This is a genomic window from Sinorhizobium saheli, from assembly GCF_001651875.1.
Classification (GTDB): Bacteria; Pseudomonadota; Alphaproteobacteria; order Rhizobiales; family Rhizobiaceae; genus Sinorhizobium; species Sinorhizobium saheli.
On record NZ_LNQB01000096.1, the window covers coordinates 42,850 to 60,066 of the forward strand.

Annotated in this window: 19 protein-coding genes; 2 read left to right on the forward strand and 17 right to left on the reverse strand. The window is 64.1% G+C overall.

The window, feature by feature from the left end:
• Positions 1 to 16: 16 nt before the first annotated feature.
• From ATB98_RS24590 to ATB98_RS24615, 6 genes are all read right to left on the reverse strand, one after another.
• Positions 17 to 961 carry a substrate-binding domain-containing protein gene (locus ATB98_RS24590; RefSeq protein ID WP_066878469.1) on the reverse strand — a complete coding sequence of 315 codons (945 nt, stop codon included), beginning with the start codon at positions 959 to 961 and terminating at the stop codon, positions 17 to 19.
• Between the two features lie 79 nt (positions 962 to 1,040).
• Positions 1,041 to 1,352 (reverse strand): MocE family 2Fe-2S type ferredoxin, encoded by a 312-nt coding sequence (locus ATB98_RS24595; RefSeq protein ID WP_066878471.1) that lies wholly within the window; start codon positions 1,350 to 1,352, stop codon positions 1,041 to 1,043.
• Positions 1,349 to 2,383, reverse strand: a complete 1,035-nt coding sequence (locus ATB98_RS24600) for a sterol desaturase family protein (RefSeq protein ID WP_066878473.1) — start codon at positions 2,381 to 2,383, stop codon at positions 1,349 to 1,351. The genes ATB98_RS24595 and ATB98_RS24600 overlap by 4 nt, the downstream gene beginning before the upstream one ends.
• Positions 2,384 to 2,552: 169 nt before the next feature.
• A complete protein-coding gene (locus ATB98_RS24605; protein WP_066878475.1) occupies positions 2,553 to 3,554 on the reverse strand; it encodes a LacI family DNA-binding transcriptional regulator in 1,002 nt (333 codons plus the stop codon).
• Positions 3,555 to 3,632: 78 nt separating this feature from the next.
• Complete coding sequence (locus ATB98_RS24610; protein WP_066878477.1) at positions 3,633 to 5,180, reverse strand: trimethylamine methyltransferase family protein; 1,548 nt, start codon at positions 5,178 to 5,180, stop codon at positions 3,633 to 3,635.
• 88 nt (positions 5,181 to 5,268) lie between these two features.
• Positions 5,269 to 5,454 carry a hypothetical protein gene (locus ATB98_RS24615; protein WP_066878479.1) on the reverse strand — a complete coding sequence of 62 codons (186 nt, stop codon included), beginning with the start codon at positions 5,452 to 5,454 and terminating at the stop codon, positions 5,269 to 5,271.
• Between the two features lie 136 nt (positions 5,455 to 5,590).
• Here ATB98_RS24615 and ATB98_RS24620 point away from each other — a divergent pair, with 136 nt between their 5' ends.
• Positions 5,591 to 6,469 carry a LysR family transcriptional regulator gene (locus ATB98_RS24620; RefSeq protein ID WP_066878481.1) on the forward strand — a complete coding sequence of 293 codons (879 nt, stop codon included), beginning with the start codon at positions 5,591 to 5,593 and terminating at the stop codon, positions 6,467 to 6,469.
• A gap of 145 nt (positions 6,470 to 6,614) precedes the next feature.
• Here ATB98_RS24620 and ATB98_RS24625 read toward each other — a convergent pair whose 3' ends face one another.
• From ATB98_RS24625 to ATB98_RS24640, 4 genes are all read right to left on the reverse strand, one after another.
• Positions 6,615 to 7,088: a VOC family protein gene (locus ATB98_RS24625; RefSeq protein ID WP_066878483.1), complete on the reverse strand. Its 474-nt coding sequence runs from the start codon at positions 7,086 to 7,088 to the stop codon at positions 6,615 to 6,617.
• 172 nt (positions 7,089 to 7,260) lie between these two features.
• The gene (locus ATB98_RS24630) at positions 7,261 to 8,151 is read right to left on the reverse strand and encodes a dihydrodipicolinate synthase family protein (protein ID WP_066878484.1); all 891 of its coding nucleotides are present in this window, start codon (positions 8,149 to 8,151) and stop codon (positions 7,261 to 7,263) included.
• Positions 8,152 to 8,367: 216 nt separating this feature from the next.
• Positions 8,368 to 9,006, reverse strand: a complete 639-nt coding sequence (locus ATB98_RS24635; protein ID WP_066878486.1) for a LysE family translocator — start codon at positions 9,004 to 9,006, stop codon at positions 8,368 to 8,370.
• A gap of 71 nt (positions 9,007 to 9,077) precedes the next feature.
• Entirely contained in the window at positions 9,078 to 9,680 is a 603-nt protein-coding gene (locus ATB98_RS24640; RefSeq protein ID WP_066878487.1) for a LysE/ArgO family amino acid transporter, read from the reverse strand.
• Between the two features lie 100 nt (positions 9,681 to 9,780).
• On the opposite strand from ATB98_RS24640, the gene ATB98_RS24645 reads away from it, so the two are divergent.
• Complete coding sequence (locus tag ATB98_RS24645; protein ID WP_066878489.1) at positions 9,781 to 10,680, forward strand: LysR family transcriptional regulator ArgP; 900 nt, start codon at positions 9,781 to 9,783, stop codon at positions 10,678 to 10,680.
• 29 nt (positions 10,681 to 10,709) lie between these two features.
• Here the strand turns inward: ATB98_RS24645 and ATB98_RS24650 are convergent, their stop codons facing one another.
• From ATB98_RS24650 to ATB98_RS24680, 7 genes are all read right to left on the reverse strand, one after another.
• The gene (locus ATB98_RS24650) at positions 10,710 to 11,063 is read right to left on the reverse strand and encodes a hypothetical protein (RefSeq protein WP_066878491.1); all 354 of its coding nucleotides are present in this window, start codon (positions 11,061 to 11,063) and stop codon (positions 10,710 to 10,712) included.
• A 242-nt stretch (positions 11,064 to 11,305) separates the two neighbouring features.
• Positions 11,306 to 12,163: a sigma-70 family RNA polymerase sigma factor gene (locus ATB98_RS24655; protein WP_066878493.1), complete on the reverse strand. Its 858-nt coding sequence runs from the start codon at positions 12,161 to 12,163 to the stop codon at positions 11,306 to 11,308.
• On the reverse strand, positions 12,163 to 12,636 hold the full coding sequence (locus ATB98_RS24660) for a carboxymuconolactone decarboxylase family protein (protein WP_066878495.1): 474 nt from the start codon (positions 12,634 to 12,636) through the stop codon (positions 12,163 to 12,165). The genes ATB98_RS24655 and ATB98_RS24660 overlap by 1 nt, the downstream gene beginning before the upstream one ends.
• A gap of 146 nt (positions 12,637 to 12,782) precedes the next feature.
• A complete protein-coding gene (locus ATB98_RS24665; protein WP_066878497.1) occupies positions 12,783 to 14,288 on the reverse strand; it encodes a tripartite tricarboxylate transporter permease in 1,506 nt (501 codons plus the stop codon).
• 9 nt (positions 14,289 to 14,297) lie between these two features.
• Positions 14,298 to 14,759, reverse strand: a complete 462-nt coding sequence (locus tag ATB98_RS24670; RefSeq protein ID WP_066878499.1) for a tripartite tricarboxylate transporter TctB family protein — start codon at positions 14,757 to 14,759, stop codon at positions 14,298 to 14,300.
• Positions 14,760 to 15,037: 278 nt separating this feature from the next.
• The gene (locus tag ATB98_RS24675) at positions 15,038 to 16,015 is read right to left on the reverse strand and encodes a tripartite tricarboxylate transporter substrate binding protein BugD (protein WP_066878501.1); all 978 of its coding nucleotides are present in this window, start codon (positions 16,013 to 16,015) and stop codon (positions 15,038 to 15,040) included.
• Positions 16,016 to 16,233: 218 nt separating this feature from the next.
• Positions 16,234 to 17,013, reverse strand: coding sequence for a pseudouridine synthase (locus ATB98_RS24680; protein ID WP_066878503.1), 780 nt, complete (start codon positions 17,011 to 17,013; stop codon positions 16,234 to 16,236).
• Positions 17,014 to 17,217 lie beyond the last annotated feature (204 nt).

Genomic DNA, 17,217 nt, shown 5'->3' on the forward strand with positions numbered 1-17,217 from the left:
GCGCCGGTGAGGAGGATCAGTTCTTCTGAGTGTACTGATCCATGTTCTCGGGGGTCACGAGTTCGAAGGGCACCCAGACCTCCTTGTCGACGCCCTTGCCCTGAGCGAGCGCGACGGCTGCGTCGACGGCACTGGCCGACTGCCCCTTCGCGTTCTGGAAGACGGTCACGTCCAGGTCACCCGCCGCCATCGCCGCAAGCGCATCCTGCGTCGCGTCGATGCCGACGACGATCACATCCTCCATCGACACGCCCGCAGCTTTCAGCGCCTGGATCGCACCGATCGCCATCTCGTCATTGTTGGCGAAGATGACGTCGATCGGCCGGCCGGCGGTGATCCAGTTCGTGGTCAGGTCCATGGCGTTCGTACGCGTCCAGGCGGCGGACTGCTCGTCGGCAATGGTCACGCCCTTGCAATCGCCTGCCGCCAGCGTTTCCTTCACCGATGAGGTGCGATCGCGCGACGCCTGGTGGGCCAGATCGCCCATCAGGATATAGGCCTGCGCATCGCCTGCCTTGCCCTTCTTCTTCAACAGCGCACAGGCGGCCTCGGCCCCGAGCCTTCCGGAATCGGTTTCCTTCGAGCCGACATAGACCTGCTTTTCGGGCAGCTTGTCGAGGTTTTCCGGCTGGAGATTGAGGTAGACGAGCGGAATTCCCGCCTTCTGCGCGGCCTCGCTGATGCCGGGGGCGGCGGAGGTGTCCGCCAATGTCATGATGATCGCATCCACGCCCGAGGCGATGAAGTTGTCCACCTGACTGCGCTGTTTGGAAATGTCGGTCTGCGCATCCTCGATCTGCAGATTGACCCCGCTCACCCCGGCGGCCCTTGCATCGAGCCCCTGGCGTAAGAGTGTCTGGAAGTTGTTGTCGAAGCTCTGCATCGAAACGCCGATCGTCTCGGCCAATGCCGTGCCCGCCATCAGGACGGCCAGGACGGCCGCCGCACAGATTGATTTCATGTCATCCTCCCTTGGGGCGCCGGGCCACCCGAATTCAATTCCCCGGGGGCCCGCCGCGCCCAACCCATGGTGGGCCGTCCTAGCCGAGCGCCACGCGAACTTCTCCGTCGATCACTTCGGCCGGATAGGTCTTGAGGTTCTCGCAGGCGGGAAGCCTGAGGGCTTCACCGGTGCGGTAATCGAAGGCGCCGGAATGCTTGGGGCACTCCACCTCGAAATCCATGACCAGCCCGTCGGCGAGATGGATCGCCTCGTGCGTGCAGAGACCGGCGGTGCAGTAGACGCTGTCGTCGGGGCCGCGGTAGATCGCGAAGGTGCGGCCGCCGTGATCGAAGCGGATGGCGCCTTCCTGTTCGATGTCGTCGAGCTTGCAGGCAGTAACCCAGGTCATTCAGCAGCCTCCCGGACTTCCATGCGCGCCTTGCGGGCCGCGAGTTTTTCCTTGCGTTTGCGGTAGCGTTCCTGCATCCGCGCCTCGCCCTCCGGAGAGCCGTCGTGCCAGGTGCCGAACCACTTATCGAGCGGGATCAGGGCGTCGCCGTAGTTCACCTCGAAATACTTGTGGTGCAGGTAGTGAGCATAGGCGTGGCTATCGACCAGCCTGTTCTCGCCGATCTCGACCTTGTCGAAGCCGACATGGCCGGGGATCGCGCCGAAACCCGCATAATGCAGCTGGTAGAGCATGAGGATCGGGTTGGAGGGCAGGATCAGGTGATAGAAGGCCGTTCCGAAGTAGAGCAGGTGCTCGACCGGATGCATCGATAACGACGACCAGGGCGATGGGTTCACCGAGTTATGGTGGACCGAATGCACCCACTTGTAGAGGAACGGCGTGTGGATGAGCCGGTGGATGCAGAAGAAGTGGAACTCGTGGATGATCGGCACCACCAGCGCAACGACGGCAAGCGTCCACGGCCTTTCCGCGAAGTTCAGCCACGGCGCGTAGCCATTGGCGTAGGCCCAGAGCATCGCGACCTCGACCGCCGTCCAGACGGTCACGCCCGAAAGGAAGGTGCGCAGGATGTTGTCGAGGTTCTGGCTTTCGAACCAGAACGCCTTGCTCTTCTGCTCCGCCGGGAACTTTCCGTTGTATTTGAAGCGGTTTTCCTGGCGCTTCAGCACGTAGAGATGAAGCTCGAAGGCGCCGTAGAAGAGAAAGACGCAGATCGCGTTCACGGCATAGAGCCAGGCGACCCAGCCGATGCCGATCGTCTGCATCGTCTCGATCGGCGGAATGACCCACGCCCAGTAGGCGACAGCCGAAGCCGCGAAGATCGCGTTCCAGGGTAAGAAGTAGTGCGGCAGCCATTTCAGGATCGCCATCAGCCGGGGAGGAAACAGGAACAGCGGTGCATTCTGAACGGGCTCGTTCGGCGCCCAGTCGCCGCGCTTGTTGCGCGTTCCATACTTCAGGTCGTCCATTGCGCTCTCCTCGGGCGGATCGCTCGCGCCCCCTGCAAATGTCTCTGGTCGAGGAGAGCGCTTGCGCGCCTTGTCCGGTGTCGCTCCGAGCGGACGCTCCGGCTCTCCTCCCTGACTTGAAATATCAGGTGGCCTTCCGAACGCCGAAGCCTTCCTTGATCTGATTAGATCAAAGGCCTTCCTTGGTGATGGTGATGAAGCGAATGGGAGCCTTGTCAGGCGCAATATCGGTGAGCCCGGTCCGATGCAGGATCAGGTCGAGCGCCCGGCGGGCCTGCGCCTCCGGCGCCTGGTCCAGAACCACATCCATGGTGCCGTCGCGTAGCGCCGCCCGCGTGTTTTCGGTCAGTTCGTGCCCGACGAAGAACACATCTCGACCGCGCGGATGCCGGCGCAGCACCTCGATCAAGGCGGAATTCGCGCCGCCGGCGTTATAGAGACCGGCAAGATCGGGATACATCTCGAGTGCCGACCACAGCCGGTCGGCGCTGACGCGCCCCTCGTCGCGACCGAATCCCAGCCATTCGAAGCTCGAACCGCTGGGGTTGTCACGAAAATAGTCAGAGAAGCCGCGGATACGGTCGCGATGCACCTGATAGATGGGATGGCAGATTGCGACGACCGGTCCGGTCCTGGGGGCCATTCGGCTGATATAGAGCGCCGCCGTCCGGCCGGCGGCATGATTGTCGATGCCGACGAATTCGCCAGCGCGGTCGGATGCCCGGGTCACCACGTGAACCACCGGCACACCTCGCGCGCTGACGCTTTCCACCGCGGCACCGATCGCCGGGCCGGTTGGCACCGCGAGGATCAGGCCGGCACGCGCCACGTCCGTGGACGCGATGCGCCGGGCAATCTCGTCCGGCTTCATCTCTTCGGCGAAGCTGCGCTGCACCACCACCAGCGGGTCGAGGGTGGCGGCTATTCTCTCGAACGCCTTGGAGAGCCGCTGGTAAAAAGTCGTTTCCGGACGAACCAGCAGCACTTCGATGCGCAGCAGGCCGCGATGCGCCTCGGGGAGCTTGCGCGGATAGTTCAAGGCGCGGGCGGCAAGAAGGACCTTCTCGACCAATCCGGGGCGAACACCTCCCCGCCCGTTCAGAACTCGCTCGACGGTTGCGGTTCCAACCCCCGCGTGGCGGGCTATGTCCCCATAGTTCGGCTTGCTCAAATTTGCGGACCCTCGAATCGGCTGACGCGACCGTGGTCGATTATACGCACGCCCGGTACTCGGGACCTAGCGGCGCCGTCAGTACCAGGCGTCCGGCATGCCGTTCTTGCGTCGGGCGACAAAGTCCATGAGCGCCTCGTCGATCGCCACGTCCAGTGGCGGCGCTTGGTATTCGGCGAGCGTCTTCTTCCAAAATCGGTTGGCGCGCAACGCCATGTCCGTCTCGCCCTGCTCGAACCATTTCTCGAACGGTTCGTTGTCGGAAAGGGCGCTGTCCCAGAAAGCGGTCTGGTAGTTGCGCATGGTGTGGTCGCAACCGAGGAAGTGACTGCCGGGCCCGACCTCGAGGAAGGCGTCCATCGCGAGCGTGTTGTCGTCGACGACGACGCCGGCGAGATAGGAGTGGAGCGCGCCGCAGAAGTCGGTGTCGATCACGAACTTCTCGTAGGACATGGCCAGCAGGCCGTCGACGAAGCCGGCCGAATGCAGGATGAAATTGGCGCCGCAATGCACCGCCGACAGCATCGACATCACGCCTTCCTGCATTGCCTGGGCGTCCGGGCGCTTCGCGTTGGAGAAGTTGCCGGCGCAGCGCAACGGCAGCCCGAGCCGGCGGGCGAGCTGGCCGACGACCATGCTGCCGATTGCCGGTTCGGGCGTTCCGAAGGTCGGCGAACCGGAGCGGAGCGACATGGAGGACAGGAAATTGCCGAAGATCACCGGCGTCCCCTTGCGCTCGAGCTGCGTCAGCGCGCAGCCGGCGAGCGTCTCGGCATAGGATTGCGCAATGGCGCCGGCATTGGTGACGGGCCCCATGGCGCCGCCGAGGATGAAGGGCACGATGACCGCCGCCTGGTTGGCGCGCGCATAGGCGCGCAGCGACTTCGTCATGGTTCCGTCCCAGACCAGCGGCGAGTTGACGTTGACATTGCCGAGGATCACGCAGTTCCTGTCGACGAAATCGGCACCGAAGAGGATGCGGGCCATCTCGATCGAGTCCTCGGCCCGCTCTTCCGCCGTGATCGAGCCCATGAAGGCACGGTCGGAATATTTGATGTGGCTGTAGACCATGTCGAGATGGCGTTTGTTGACCGGCACGTCGACCGGTTCGCAGATCGTCCCGCCGGAATGGTGCAGCCACGGGCTCGACTGGGCGAGCTTCACCAGGTTGCGGAAGTCCTCGATCGTGCCGTAGCGCCGGCCCTTGTCGAGGTCCATGACGAACGGAGAGCCGTAGGCCGGGCTGAAAACGACGTTGTTGCCACCGATCTCGACGCTGCGCGCCGGATTGCGCGCATGCTGGGTGAACTGCCGCGGCGCCGACGATACGATCTCCTTCAGCATGCCCGGTTCGAAGGTGACGCGCACGCCGTCGATCCTGGCACCGGCTCGCCGCCAGTGGTCGAGGGCCACGGCATCGTCGCGGAACTCGATGCCGACCTCGGCCAGGATGCGATCTGCGGTCCGCTCGATCCGCGCGAGGCTCTCCTCGCCGAGAATATCGTAGGTCGGTATGTTGCGGACGATATAGGGAACGCCGGGATTGCTGCCCGCTTCCCGTCGCTGTGCTCTCGCCCCTCGCGTTCGCCGCGGTGCTTCTCCCGCTCCGGCCGATACGGATTCCATTGCAACCTCCGTCACTCTCGATGATGCCTGTGGCGATCAGGATCCATGCAACCTGGAAAGATCCGAGTTATTTCATGGGCACTGCTCCTCATAGGCGCCGGACGCGCGTCGTGACGCAGCTGCCCGCCCTGGCGAGCCGGCAGGCAGGCACCGCGTAGGCCAAGAGTTCGTAGATTGCCGGCGATGTATGGAACGGCCGTTCGAGAGAATGGCCGGGAACGCGGCGCGCAAGCAGGCCATGGATGGCGAGGGTCTTGTCATAGGAAGATTCCATGCTCGGCATATTCAACTGTGCTCAAATCTTCTTGCCGCAAAACCCTTTTGGCAATAGCACTTATTTTCATGATGGCTTAGCTCAACTAAACTCACGAAGCGCTGGCCCCCGGCAGGTTCGGTTCTGAAAGATAGCTATGCCCCGGCCCTACGATCTCTCCTCCATGACCGCTCTCGTCTGCTTCGAGGCGGCGGCCCGAAATGCGAGCTTCAAGAAGGCCGCCGAGGAGATGAATGTGACGCCGGCGGCCATCAGTCACCAGATCAAGGCGCTCGAGACCGATCTCGGCTGCAGCCTCTTCCTGCGCCGCAGCCGCGGGGTCGAACTCACGGAGAAAGGGGCGTTTCTGTTCCTGGCGATCCAGCGTGGATTCGAGACGATCTCGGAGGCCGTCACGCAGATACGCGACCGGCAGGAAACGGTTGACGTGACCATCCGGACGACCACCGCGGTCAGTTCACTGTGGCTCACGCCGAAGATTTCAGCTTTCTGGAAAATCCATCCCGGCATCAGCGTCTCGCAGATCGTCAGCGACGTTCCGGGAACGACCGGCCGTTGCGATCTCAGCGTCCATTACGGCAATCCGCAGGAGAATGGCGTCGAATACCGCACGCTCTTTCAGGACCGCATCGTCGCGCTCGGCACACCGGCCTTCGCCGCCGAGCATCGCATTCACGGGGTCGAGGACCTCATCAACGCCCCCTTGGTTCACATGAGCAACGAGGAAACCGGCTGGACCACCTGGGCCGATTGGTTTCAGGCGCTCGGCCACCCGCTTCCCAAAGGCCGCAGCTTCTACGTCAACAACTACATGATTGCGCTTCAGGCCGCGCAGGACGATGTCGGGGCAGTGCTGGGCTGGGACGGGCTGGTAGGGAGCCTGATGCGGGAAGGGCGACTCGTCGAACTCGTGGGCGACAGCGTCCCGTCACCCGTGCCCTTCCATCTGAAGATCCATCCCAAGGCGACCTCCCAGGCGCGCCTGTTTGCGGATTGGCTGGTCAAGGCCGCCTAGCGCATTTTGCAGTCAGGTGGAATCACTTGACGTCGCAAATGCGGCAAAACAGGCAGATGGAGCGGTGGCGCGAACGCGTGTGAGCGCTTCCCGCTCTCGCTTCGTCCCGATGCTCGGGACTCACTCGCAGACGCTCGATGGAGCGTCAACCGCGCCGTGCCGCCTCGATTGCGGCGACGTCAATTTTCTTCATGGTCATCATCGCTTCGAAGGCGCGCTTTGCCTCGTCGCCGCCGGCCGCCATCGCGTCGGTCAATACGCGCGGCGTGATTTGCCAGGAAATGCCCCACTTGTCCTTGCACCAGCCGCAGGCGCTTTCCTGGCCGCCGTTGCCAACGATGGCGTTCCAGTAGCGGTCGGTCTCCTCCTGATCGTCGGTGGCGATCTGGAACGAAAAGGCTTCGTTGTGCTTGAAGGTGGGACCGCCGTTGAGGCCGATGCAAGGAATGCCCGCGACCGTGAAGTCGACCGTCAGCACGTCGCCCTCCTTGCCTGCCGGGTAGTCGCCGGGTGCACGGTGCACGGCAATCACCCTGCTATCGGGAAAGACCTCCGCGTAGAAGCGAGCGGCAGCCTCGGCGTCCTTGTCGTACCAGAGGCAGATCGTATTCTTTGCCATTGCGCATTCCTTTCGCCTTGAACCGGTTCGTTTCCATCACCACCGTCCAGATAGGGGGCAAGCCGTGTTTCTCCACCCCCGAAGTGCCCGTGTCGCCCGGGCGGACGCAAGTCCGCAACCGGACGGTCAAGGCCAACGCAAGCAAGTCTTTCGACCACACAGTCTGTAACCGTCAGACCAAGATCCGATCGAGAGCGTCCTTCACTCTTGTCCTTTCTCTATGTGGCAAGGGGAGGATCGGTCGCGGCGGCGCCGCCTCGCAGAGGCCGAGCACATCGGCGATCGCGTACATGACGCGGAAGCTGCCGAACGCCTTGAACAGGCTCCACAAGGGCTGGAAGCTCTCATCCAGGCGCCTGGCTTCGGACGTGTTGCGGGTATTGGCAGCCCGCGTCAGGGCAAGGGCTTCGGAAGGCAGAAGACCGGCGACCACGCTGTACCAGGCGTCGCAGCCGGCGAGCAGGGCATCCGCCGCTCCCCAATCGCCGCTGTACCCGATGGCAAAACCGTCCGGCGTCCGCGAGCGCAGGCGCCGAAGCTCCCCCTCGAAATCCCCGTCGGCGGGGAGCGGCATCTTCACGGCGGCAATGTTCGGCACGGCCGCGAGGCGGGCGAGCAGATCGTCGGTGAAGGTGAAGCGGGTGGTGCTCGGATTGTTGTAGATGCACAGCGGCAGTTCGCCCGCTTGCGCAACGGCAGAAATGTGCTGGAACACTTCTTCTTCCGTCAGGGGCGTGTAGGACATGGGCGCCAGCAGGAGGCCATTCGCCCCGGCCTTCCGCGCATCGCGGGCGAGGGCCTGCGCTTCGTCGGTCCTCAGCGCGCCGACGCCGACGATCACCGGTATCCTGCCGCCGACGCATTCCATGGCTGCTTCCACTGCACGCTGCCGTTCGTGCCTCGACAGGAAGGCATAAGCGCCGGTGCTTCCGAGCAGCCCGATCGAGTCGGCCCCCGCCGCAGCTATCCGTCCGAGGAGCCGGGCGAGCGCAGCCGTATCGACGTGCCCCGAGGGATCGGCGGGTGTGATGGAAAAGGCCGAAAGGCCGGTGAACAATTTCATGGCGCTCCCCTTCAGAGCGGGATGGGCTCACATGCGCTCGCGCCACCCCTCTATCCGTTTGTTTTTGCCGCATCCGTGCGACGTCAGGTGAACCCACCTGACTGCAAAATGCTTGAGAGCGGGATGCGCTCACATGCGTTCGCGCCACCGCTCTATCCGTTTGTTTTTGCCGCATTTATGCAGACGTCAGGTGATTCCACCTGACTGCAAAATGCTCTAGGCCCGCGACAACAAGAGCCGGAGACCGGCGAAGCCGAAACACACGGCAAGGAGCCCTTCGATCCAGCGCCGCGCGCGCCGGTACAGCCGTATCATGGGGGCGGTGGAGAAGATGATCGCATAACCGCAGAAAATGGTGACGCTCAGGACCGCGCAGCCGCCGAGGATCGCAGCGAGCGTATGCCACGACGAGTCCGGCCCCAGGCCAAGCGTTACAAGGGCGATCCAGGCAAGAATCGATTTCGGATTGCTGAGATGCATGAGCAATCCGCGCCGGTAGAGGTCTGCCCCCGACAAAGCGGCACCATTCGGCCTCGCATCGGCAGCAGTCTCCGCGTCGGAAGCAAGCGCCGCCTTGCCGGCCTTCGAGGCGAGATAGAGGAGATAGAGGCCGCCGACGATCTTGAGAAGGATGAGCGCTTCCGCATAGCGCGTCAGGACTGCGGACACACCCGTTGCGGCCATCGCACCCCAGAAAATCGAACCGCTGACGACGCCGGCAGCAAGTGTGAGGGCCGCACGTCTTCCGTTATGCATCGCCACGCCCATGATCCGCATATTGCTGGGACCGGGGCTCCCGGCGGCGATCACATAGGCGGTATAGACGAGGAGGAGATGGTGAAGTTCGCCGGTCAATCTGAGGCCCGATCCTGCTGTTGGTGATTCATGACGGTCGGAGCATATAGCGCGCAAACCGGCTCCCGCGTCTACCTCAATAGTTTGAAGGCGATCATCCACATCGTAAGCGCGACGAGGGTCTCCAGAACGCGCCAGGCTGTCGGTTTGAGGAAGATCGGCCGCAACAGGGTCGCGCCGTAACCAAGCGAGAAGAAGAACAGGAAGGACGCCGTCGCTGCACCGGCGGCGAACGAGACCTCGTGTCCCGTGAACCGGGTCGAGATGGTGCCGAGCAGCACGACCGTGTCGAGGTAGACATGCGGATTGAGCCAGGTGAGCGCAAGGCAGGTGATGAGGGTCGCGCGCAGGCCTGATGCGCCTGCCTCCTGCACCGCGAGCGCTTCGGACGAGCGGAGGGCCGAATAGAGGCTCCTTGCGCCATAGCAGATCAGGAACGCCGCTCCTGCGAAACGCATCAGCGGATCGAGCCAGGGCAGCAATGCGGCGATCTGCCGGAAACTGGTGACCCCCAGCGTGATCAGCACCGCGTCGGACAGCGCACAGGCGAGGCAGACGGGGAAGACATGCTCGTTGCGCAGGCCCTGGCGCAGCACGAAGGCGTTCTGCGCGCCGATGGCGACGATCAGGCTGAGCCCCATCATGAGCCCGGTCGTAAAAATCGGAAAATTCATGCCCGCAGGCTCCCGAAAACTCCAAGAGTGTTTCCGCTATCCCCTCTTTCGAATTTAGGGTAGTTAATGTTGCTAACACCGAGTAAGCACAGCTAAGGACATGCTCGATTATTCCGCACTCAGAGCCGTTTCGGCGGTGGTCCAGACAGGCAGCTTCGAAAAGGCCGCGGGCCTTCTCAACGTCACGCCTTCGGCCGTGTCGCAGCGCGTCAAGCAGCTCGAGGAACGCCTCGGCATGGTCCTGATCGCGAGGGGCAGCCCCTGCACCGCGACGGAGAAGGGAGAATGGCTTTGCCGGCACATGGAGAATGTCGGCATGCTCGAGGCCGAGCTGTTCGGGCATCTGCCGGGCCTAGTCGATCCGGCGGAACCCGAACCGAGGGTGACGCTCCATATCGCGACGAATGCCGACAGTCTCGGCACCTGGTTCCTGGCGCCGGTGTCCAATTTCGCCAGACGCTCCGGCTATCTCCTGAACATAGCGATCGACGAGGACCATACTGCCGACTGGTTGCAGCGCGGGCGGGTGATCGCGGCCGTCACCAGCCTGGAAAAACCGGTCCAGGGCTGCCGGCGCATGGCTCTCGGCCCGCTTCGCTACTACGCGACGGCGAGCCCCGATTTCATTGCCCGGCATTTTCCCGAGGGCGTCACGGCCGAGGCGATCGGCAACGCGCCCGCCTTGACCTTCAATCAGAAGGACAGGCTGCAGAGCCGGTGGGTTCGTCGGGTCTTCGGCGAAGACCTCACGCCCCCGACGCATTGGCTGCCCTCGACGCAAGGCTTCGTCGAGGCCAGCCTTTCCGGCATGGGATGGGGCATGAACCCGGCCCCGCTCGTGCGCGAGCACCTCAACTCCGGCCGGCTCCTGGAGCTGATCCCGGAGACGCCGCTCGATGTTCCGCTGTATTGGCAGATCAACCGCCTCGCCGCCGACCGGCTCATCGACCTGACGCGCGAGATCACGGCCGCGGCGACTGCATGTTTCAATGCTTCGTGAACTTCATGGGACCGTTGCCGTCGGCGGCCTCAACCGTGGACGACCCAGGCTCCGAGCACGAGCAGGATGAGCGGCGGGCCGAGCAGCAGTCCGCCGAAAAGCAGCGCCACCTTCTGTACGTCCCTGCCGGTTTCAATGCGCCTCGAAGTCTCGTCCGGCGCGACAGACATCCCGTCAGATACGGCCGCCACTTCCCTCATGGCTGCCAGTTCGCGCTCGGCTTTCCAGCCGTCTGCGATCACCGTCCAGGCCTTGACGAAGACGGAGCCGCCATCCGCCACGTCCCGCCGCCGACCTTCGACTTCGATGTAGACGACGAGTGTCGCCATCCAAAGCAAAGAGGCGATCAGCCAAAGTCGAAAAAGGCCGCGTAGAAAGGTCATCTCGTGCCTGCCCGATAGACCTAGAATAGCACAGCGGCCGCACTGTTGACTGCATGTCTTCCTGAATCGATCTCGATTTGAGGAGAGATGCCGCAGTTCGCGCCGGCCCTGCGAAGCCCGTCGGGCGAGGGCGACCGGCTTTAGAGCGGAATGCGCTCGCATAGGTTCGCGCCACTGCTCTATCCGCTTGTTTTTGCCGCATTCGTGCGACGTCAGGTGATTCCACCTGACTGAGAATGCTCCTAGTGCAAATGCCTCAGCTTGTCAGGGTTGCGCACCACATAGATCGCGGTGACCTGGCCGTGCTCGATATCGAGGGCGGTGGTCTGGATCTCGCCGTCGGCTTCGAGCGTGACGAAGCCGGGCAGTCCGTTGACGAAGCCGATACGAAGAAGTTTGGAGCCATTCGCCTGGAAAAGCCTTGCCAGGCCCTCATGCATCTTCATCACCGCATCGAACCCGATGATCGGTCTGTTGGCTGCGGGGCGTTTGCCGCCGCCGTCGGCATGGACGCTGACATCGGCCGCCAGCATCGCGCCGAGCGTCTTCATGTCGCCGCTGCGCGAGGCGGTGAAGAAGGCCTCGGCCAGTTCGAGCCCGCGCTCCTTCTCCACCCGGAAGCGCGGCCTTGCCTCGCGGACATGGCTGCGCGCGCGGGCGGCGAGCTGGCGGCACGCGGCTGCGTCGCGCTGGATGGTCGCCGCGACTTCCTCGAATGAGAGTCCGAACACGTCGTGCAGCAGGAACGCCGCCCGTTCGAGCGGCGAAAGGCGTTCCAGTGCCAGCATCAGCGGCAGGGTGACGTCTTCCTCTTCCTCCTCTTCGACGACGGGATCGGGAAGCCACGGCCCGACATAGGTCTCGCGCTGGCGTCTGGCCGATTTCAGCTGGTCCAGGCACAGCCGGGTGACCGTGCGGCGCAGGAAAGCCTCGGGCTCGCGCACCGCGGCCCGGTCGGCCCCCATCCAGCGGATGAAGGCCTCCTGCACCATGTCTTCGGCATCGGCAACCGAGCCGAGCATGCGATAGGCGACGCGTATCAGCTTCGGACGCAGCGGGTCGAAACTCGCCGCTGCATCCTCATGCGCGCTCGCAACCATCAGGCGACCGCCTTCTCGGCGGGTGCCCTGGCGGCTGCCGGCTCGACCCACAGGCCGAAGCCGATCGCGAGGCGGTTCCAGCCGTTGATGACGTTGATCATCAGCGTAAGCTTCACCTGCTCCTCCTCGGTGAACTGGGCCTTCACGGCCTGGTAGGCACTTTCGTGCATATGCCCCTCCGAAAGCCGTGTCAGGGCTTCCGTCCAGCCGAGCGCGGCGCGTTCGCGATCGCTGTAGCAGGGGGCCTCGCGCCAGGCCGCCAGCAGGTAGATCCGCTGCTCGGTCTCGCCCTTCGCCCGGGCCTCGACCGTATGCATATTGATGCAGTTGGCGCAACCGTTGATCTGCGAGGCGCGGATCTTCACGAGTTCGATGAGGCTCGGCTCAAGGCTCGAAGCGACGGCGTTCGACAGGCTGAACCAGCTCTTCATGAGGGAAGGGGCGGCGGCAAAGGGATCAAGTTTGGCAGTCATGGTTCGCTTTCCTCTTGTTGCTTGCGATACCATGACGAGACAGGATCGGCTGGTGTGACATCGGCGCGATTTTTTCTGCCGGGGGGCCAGAGAGCGTCCAGCCCCGCGCCTGTCCAGACGCGGGGCCGGGGATGTTCCAGGGTGTCTTAGTCCTCCTCGACGAAGACCTCCTCGCGCTTGGCCTTGACGGCCGGCAGGAAGACGACGACGAGAACGATCGCCGCGATCAGCAGGAGGCCGGCACTGATCGGCCGGGTGAAGAAGGTCGTCGGGTCGCCGCGCGAGAGGATCATCGCGCGCCGGAGGTTTTCTTCGAGCAGCGGCCCCAGCACGAAGCCGAGGAGCAGCGGCGCCGGCTCGCAACGCAACTTCTGGAGCAGATAGCCGACGAGGCCGAAGAAGGCGACGGCATAGAGATCGTAGACGTTGGAGTTGACGCTGTAGACCCCGATCGAGCAGAAGGCCATGATGATCGGGAAGAGCACGAAATAGGGGATCTTCAGGAGCTTCACCCAGAGCCCGATCAGCGGCAGGTTCAGGACGACGAGCATCAGGTTGCCGATCCACATGGAGGCGATGATGCCCCAGAAGAGCGCCGGCTGCTCCACCGCCACGTTCGGTCCGGGAACGATGCCCTGGATGATCATCGCGCCGATCATCAGGGCCATGACCGGATTTGCCGGAATGCCGAGGGTGAGCAACGGGATGAACGAGGTCTGCGCGCCCGCATTGTTGGCGCTTTCAGGCCCGGCGACGCCGGCGATCGCACCGCGGCCGAACTCTTCCGGCCGGTCGGAGATGCGCTTCTCGACCGTGTAGGAGGCGAAGGCCGCGAGGATTGCGCCGCCGCCCGGCAGCACGCCGAGCGCCGAGCCGATGACCGTGCCGCGTATCACCGGCGCGAACATGCGCTTGAAATCCTCCTTCGTCGGCATCAGGTCGGAGACCCTTGCCATCAGCACCTCGCGGGTCTTCTCGCTTTCGAGGTTGCGCAGGATTTCGGCGATGCCGAAAACGCCAACCGCGACCGCCACGAAATTGAGCCCGTCAGAATATTCCCGGATGCCGAGCGTGAAGCGCGGCGTCCCGGTATAGATGTCGGTGCCGACGAGACCGAGCAGCAGGCCGAGCGCGACCATGGCGAGCGCCTTGACGATCGAGCCGTGCGCGAGCGCCACCGAGGAGACGAGGCCGACGATCATCAGCGAGAAATACTCGGCTGCGCCGAATTCCAGCGCGATCTCGGTCAAGGGCGGCGCGAAGAGGGCGACGAGGAAGGTCGAGACGGTGCCGGCGAAGAACGACCCGAGCGCGGCGATGGCCAGCGCCGTGCCGGCCCGGCCGTTGCGCGCCATCTGGTAGCCGTCGATGGCGGTGACGGCGGAGGAGGATTCGCCCGGCATGTTGATGAGGATCGCCGTGGTCGAGCCGCCATACTGGGCGCCGTAATAGATGCCGGCGAGCATGATCAGCGAGGAGACCGGCTCGAGCTGGAAGGTGATCGGCAGCAGCATGGCGATGGTCGCCGTGGCGCCGATGCCTGGAAGCACGCCGATCAGCGTTCCGAGGAGGACGCCGATAAGGCAGAAGAGAAGGTTAGCCGGCGAAGCGGCGGTGGAAAAGCCGAGGGCGAGATTGCTGATGAGATCCATGGCCGCCTCCTAGAACCGGACCCAGGGGCCGAAGCGCTCGAAGGGCAGGCCGAGGGCGTAGCTGAAGACCACGAGCGAGAAGACCGTCAGCGCCAGCGAGACGGCGAGCGCCCAGTGCGGCCGCATCCGGTGCGAGGCGAAACAGGCGATCAGCGCGGTGAAGAAGATCGCCGGAACGAAACCGAGCCCCCTGATCGTCAGGCCGAAGAAGATCGGCGCCGGCAGGATGAAGAGCATGCCGCGGATCGCGATCGGCCCCATCGGCTCGTGCTGGACGCGCGCCGATTGCACGAGGACGATGATGCCGAGCAGCGTCAGCACGGCCGAAAGCAAGAGTGGGAAATAGCCGGGACCCATGCGGAAGGCGGTGCCGAGCTCGAGGCCGAACGACTGCCAGGCGAAGAACAGCCCGACGGCCGTCAGAATGCCGCCGCATAGCGCATTGGTCGGATCGAAGGAGATGGACTTCATTCATGTCCCCTATGGTCTTTTGGACACGGCCGCGGCGTGTCGATCTGGCGATTGTCCTCGCATGGATGCGGGCGGGCGCCGGTCGGATTCGTTCTGGTCCCGCCTTGCTGCACGTCTTCCTTCATCCTAGCCGATTTCAGGAAAAACACGCAGCAATTCAAAGTGCTACAGCGAAATTAGCGCTTATGATCGCCCCGTGCCTGGTGACGGTTGACGGCTGTCAACCGCCATTCCTCCCGCGGGTACGGGAGGGAAGTGGCGGCAGGTTGGGTGAAGGATCAGTCCGCGTACTGGCCGGCGGCCTCGATCACCGGCTTCCAGCGGGCGATCTCGCCTTCGAGCTTGGCCTTCAAAGCCGCCGGCGTCGCGTCGGCTTCGCTCGAGGGTTCGGTGCCGAGCTCGGCGAAGCGGGCGGCGACGTTCGGATCCTTGAGCGCCTTCTGCAGCGACTTCGACAGGCGGTCGGTGATTTCCGCCGGCGTCCCCTTCGGCGCATAGATGCCGTGCCAGATGCCGACCTGGAAGCCCTTGAGGCCGGCCTCTTCCGCCGTCGGCAGGTCGGGGAAGATCTTCAGCCGCGCCGGCGAGGTCACGGCATAGGCCTTGATGGTGCCGCCCTGGATCTGTTTCGTCGTGTTGGTGGTCTGGTCGCACATGATGTCGACCTGGCCGCCGAGCAGGTCGGTCATCGCCGGGCCGGTGCCCTTGTAGGGAACGGTCGTGAGCTGCGTATCGATGGCGCTCATGAACATCATGCCGCAGAGATGCGAAGCCGCACCGATGCCGGCATTGGCGACCGTCACGGTGTCCTTGTTGGCCTTCGCATAGTCGATCAGCCCCTTGAGATCGCTCGGTTCGAAGTCCTTGCGCGCGACGATCGTCATCGGCACTTCCGTGACGAGACCGACATATTCGAAGGAATTCAGCGTGTCGTAGGCGAGCTTGCGATAGAGCGTCGCGCTGGTCGCCATGCCGATGTGATGCAAGAGCAGCGTGTAGCCGTCCGGCTCCGCCTTGGCGACGCGGCCCGCGCCGAGCGTGCCGCCGGCGCCGCCGACGTTCTCGACGATGATCTGCTGGCCGAGGTCCTTCGACATCGCTTCGGCGACGAGGCGGGTGACCGTGTCGGTCGGGCCGCCGGCCGAGAAGGGCACCACCATGGTGATCGTGCGCTCCGGATAGCCCTGAGCGTTGGCGGAGGCGGCAAAAAGGGAAATGGCTGCGGCGGCGCCCAGAAGCGCGTTCAGAATCTTCATCTTTTCCTCCCGGATGAACTTAGCGACCAGCCGGCATGGATCCTCCCGCACCGGTTTCTGGCTTCACCCATTAGCAAGCGGGATTTTACCACAGACAACTGCGGGCCGAGGCCGTTTCCTGCTTTTCCCGTGGGCGCACGCGAAGAATGTGTGGAATCGGAAACAAACGCGCCTTCGGATGGGTGGGTTTCCACCCATCGGGGGGCCGCACGCCGAACTCAGAGGCCGGTGCGGCGCTTGAGGTAGAGGATTTCCTCCTCCGTCAGCGGCCGGCTCGCCCCCTTCGGCAGGTCGCCGAGCCTGATCTCGCCGATCGAGACGCGCAACAGCCGCAGGCATTCGAAGCCGAGCGCCTCGAGCATGCGGCGGATCTGCCGGTTGCGCCCTTCCTCAAGCTCGACCTCGATCCAGCTGTTCTTCTCGCCGCCTCTCAACGGACGGACGCGCCTCGCCTTCAGCATCTCGCCGCCTTCGACCACGCCCTCCGTCATCCGCGCGGCGGTCGCCTCGTCGAAGTGGCCGCGCACCTGGACGTGATAGACCTTGCCGAGATGCGTCGCCGGATCGAGCAGGCGCTGCGCGAGCACCGTGTGATTGGTGAAGAGCAGCAGCCCCTCGCTCGCCTTGTCGAGCCGGCCGACCGGCGAGAGAAAGCGGGCGTCGACCTCGCCGAGGCAGTCGAAGACGGTCGGTCGCCCATCCGGATCCTCACGGGTCGTCACCAGGCCGCGCGGCTTGTTCAGCATCAGATAGAGCTTCGCCTCGGCCGTGACCGGCACGCCGTCGACGGCAATCCGGTCCTTGTCGATGTCGACCCATAGCGAAAGGTCGGTCGTCGTCCGATTGGCGACGCTGACGCGGCCCTCGCCGATCAGCCGCTCGGCCTGGGTGCGCGAGCAGTAGCCAAGCTTGGAAAGCGCCCGCGCCAGGGTCACGCGTTTGCCGGCGCCCGCGCCGGGCTCGCGATCTCTGGCTGTCGGGGCGCGCCGTTGCCTCACCCGTCGTCTCCCCTGTGGTTCAAAGTGCTGCAGCGCGTCTGGTGCGTCGCGCGGTGCTTTCATCTCGCACAAACGCCGGCGCCGGGCCAGTGTCAAAGACGCCGCTGTCGCCGGCGCGCATCACCGGCGCTCAATATCCCGGTTCCGTCGAGATTTTTTCATTCTGCCGCAAGAAGTTCATTTTCCGTCTTCAGGCGGAACAGA

Excerpts from the sequence above, each read along its gene's own strand:
- ATB98_RS24595 (WP_066878471.1), bottom strand. The coding sequence starts at position 1,352 with ATGACCTGGGTTACTGCCTGCAAGCTCGACGACATCGAACAGGAAGGC.
- ATB98_RS24655 (WP_066878493.1), bottom strand. The coding sequence starts at position 12,163 with ATGGTTGCGAGCGCGCATGAGGATGCAGCGGCGAGTTTCGACCCGCTG.
- ATB98_RS24640 (WP_066878487.1), bottom strand. The coding sequence starts at position 9,680 with ATGAATTTTCCGATTTTTACGACCGGGCTCATGATGGGGCTCAGCCTG.
- ATB98_RS24600 (WP_066878473.1), bottom strand. The coding sequence starts at position 2,383 with ATGGACGACCTGAAGTATGGAACGCGCAACAAGCGCGGCGACTGGGCG.
- ATB98_RS24675 (WP_066878501.1), bottom strand. The coding sequence starts at position 16,015 with ATGAAGATTCTGAACGCGCTTCTGGGCGCCGCCGCAGCCATTTCCCTT.
- ATB98_RS24650 (WP_066878491.1), bottom strand. The coding sequence starts at position 11,063 with ATGACCTTTCTACGCGGCCTTTTTCGACTTTGGCTGATCGCCTCTTTG.
- ATB98_RS24620 (WP_066878481.1), top strand. The coding sequence starts at position 5,591 with ATGCCCCGGCCCTACGATCTCTCCTCCATGACCGCTCTCGTCTGCTTC.
- ATB98_RS24615 (WP_066878479.1), bottom strand. The coding sequence starts at position 5,454 with ATGGAATCTTCCTATGACAAGACCCTCGCCATCCATGGCCTGCTTGCG.
- ATB98_RS24660 (WP_066878495.1), bottom strand. The coding sequence starts at position 12,636 with ATGACTGCCAAACTTGATCCCTTTGCCGCCGCCCCTTCCCTCATGAAG.
- ATB98_RS24610 (WP_066878477.1), bottom strand. The coding sequence starts at position 5,180 with ATGGAATCCGTATCGGCCGGAGCGGGAGAAGCACCGCGGCGAACGCGA.
- ATB98_RS24670 (WP_066878499.1), bottom strand. The coding sequence starts at position 14,759 with ATGAAGTCCATCTCCTTCGATCCGACCAATGCGCTATGCGGCGGCATT.
- ATB98_RS24665 (WP_066878497.1), bottom strand. The coding sequence starts at position 14,288 with ATGGATCTCATCAGCAATCTCGCCCTCGGCTTTTCCACCGCCGCTTCG.
- ATB98_RS24590 (WP_066878469.1), bottom strand. The coding sequence starts at position 961 with ATGAAATCAATCTGTGCGGCGGCCGTCCTGGCCGTCCTGATGGCGGGC.
- ATB98_RS24645 (WP_066878489.1), top strand. The coding sequence starts at position 9,781 with ATGCTCGATTATTCCGCACTCAGAGCCGTTTCGGCGGTGGTCCAGACA.
- ATB98_RS24625 (WP_066878483.1), bottom strand. The coding sequence starts at position 7,088 with ATGGCAAAGAATACGATCTGCCTCTGGTACGACAAGGACGCCGAGGCT.
- ATB98_RS24630 (WP_066878484.1), bottom strand. The coding sequence starts at position 8,151 with ATGAAATTGTTCACCGGCCTTTCGGCCTTTTCCATCACACCCGCCGAT.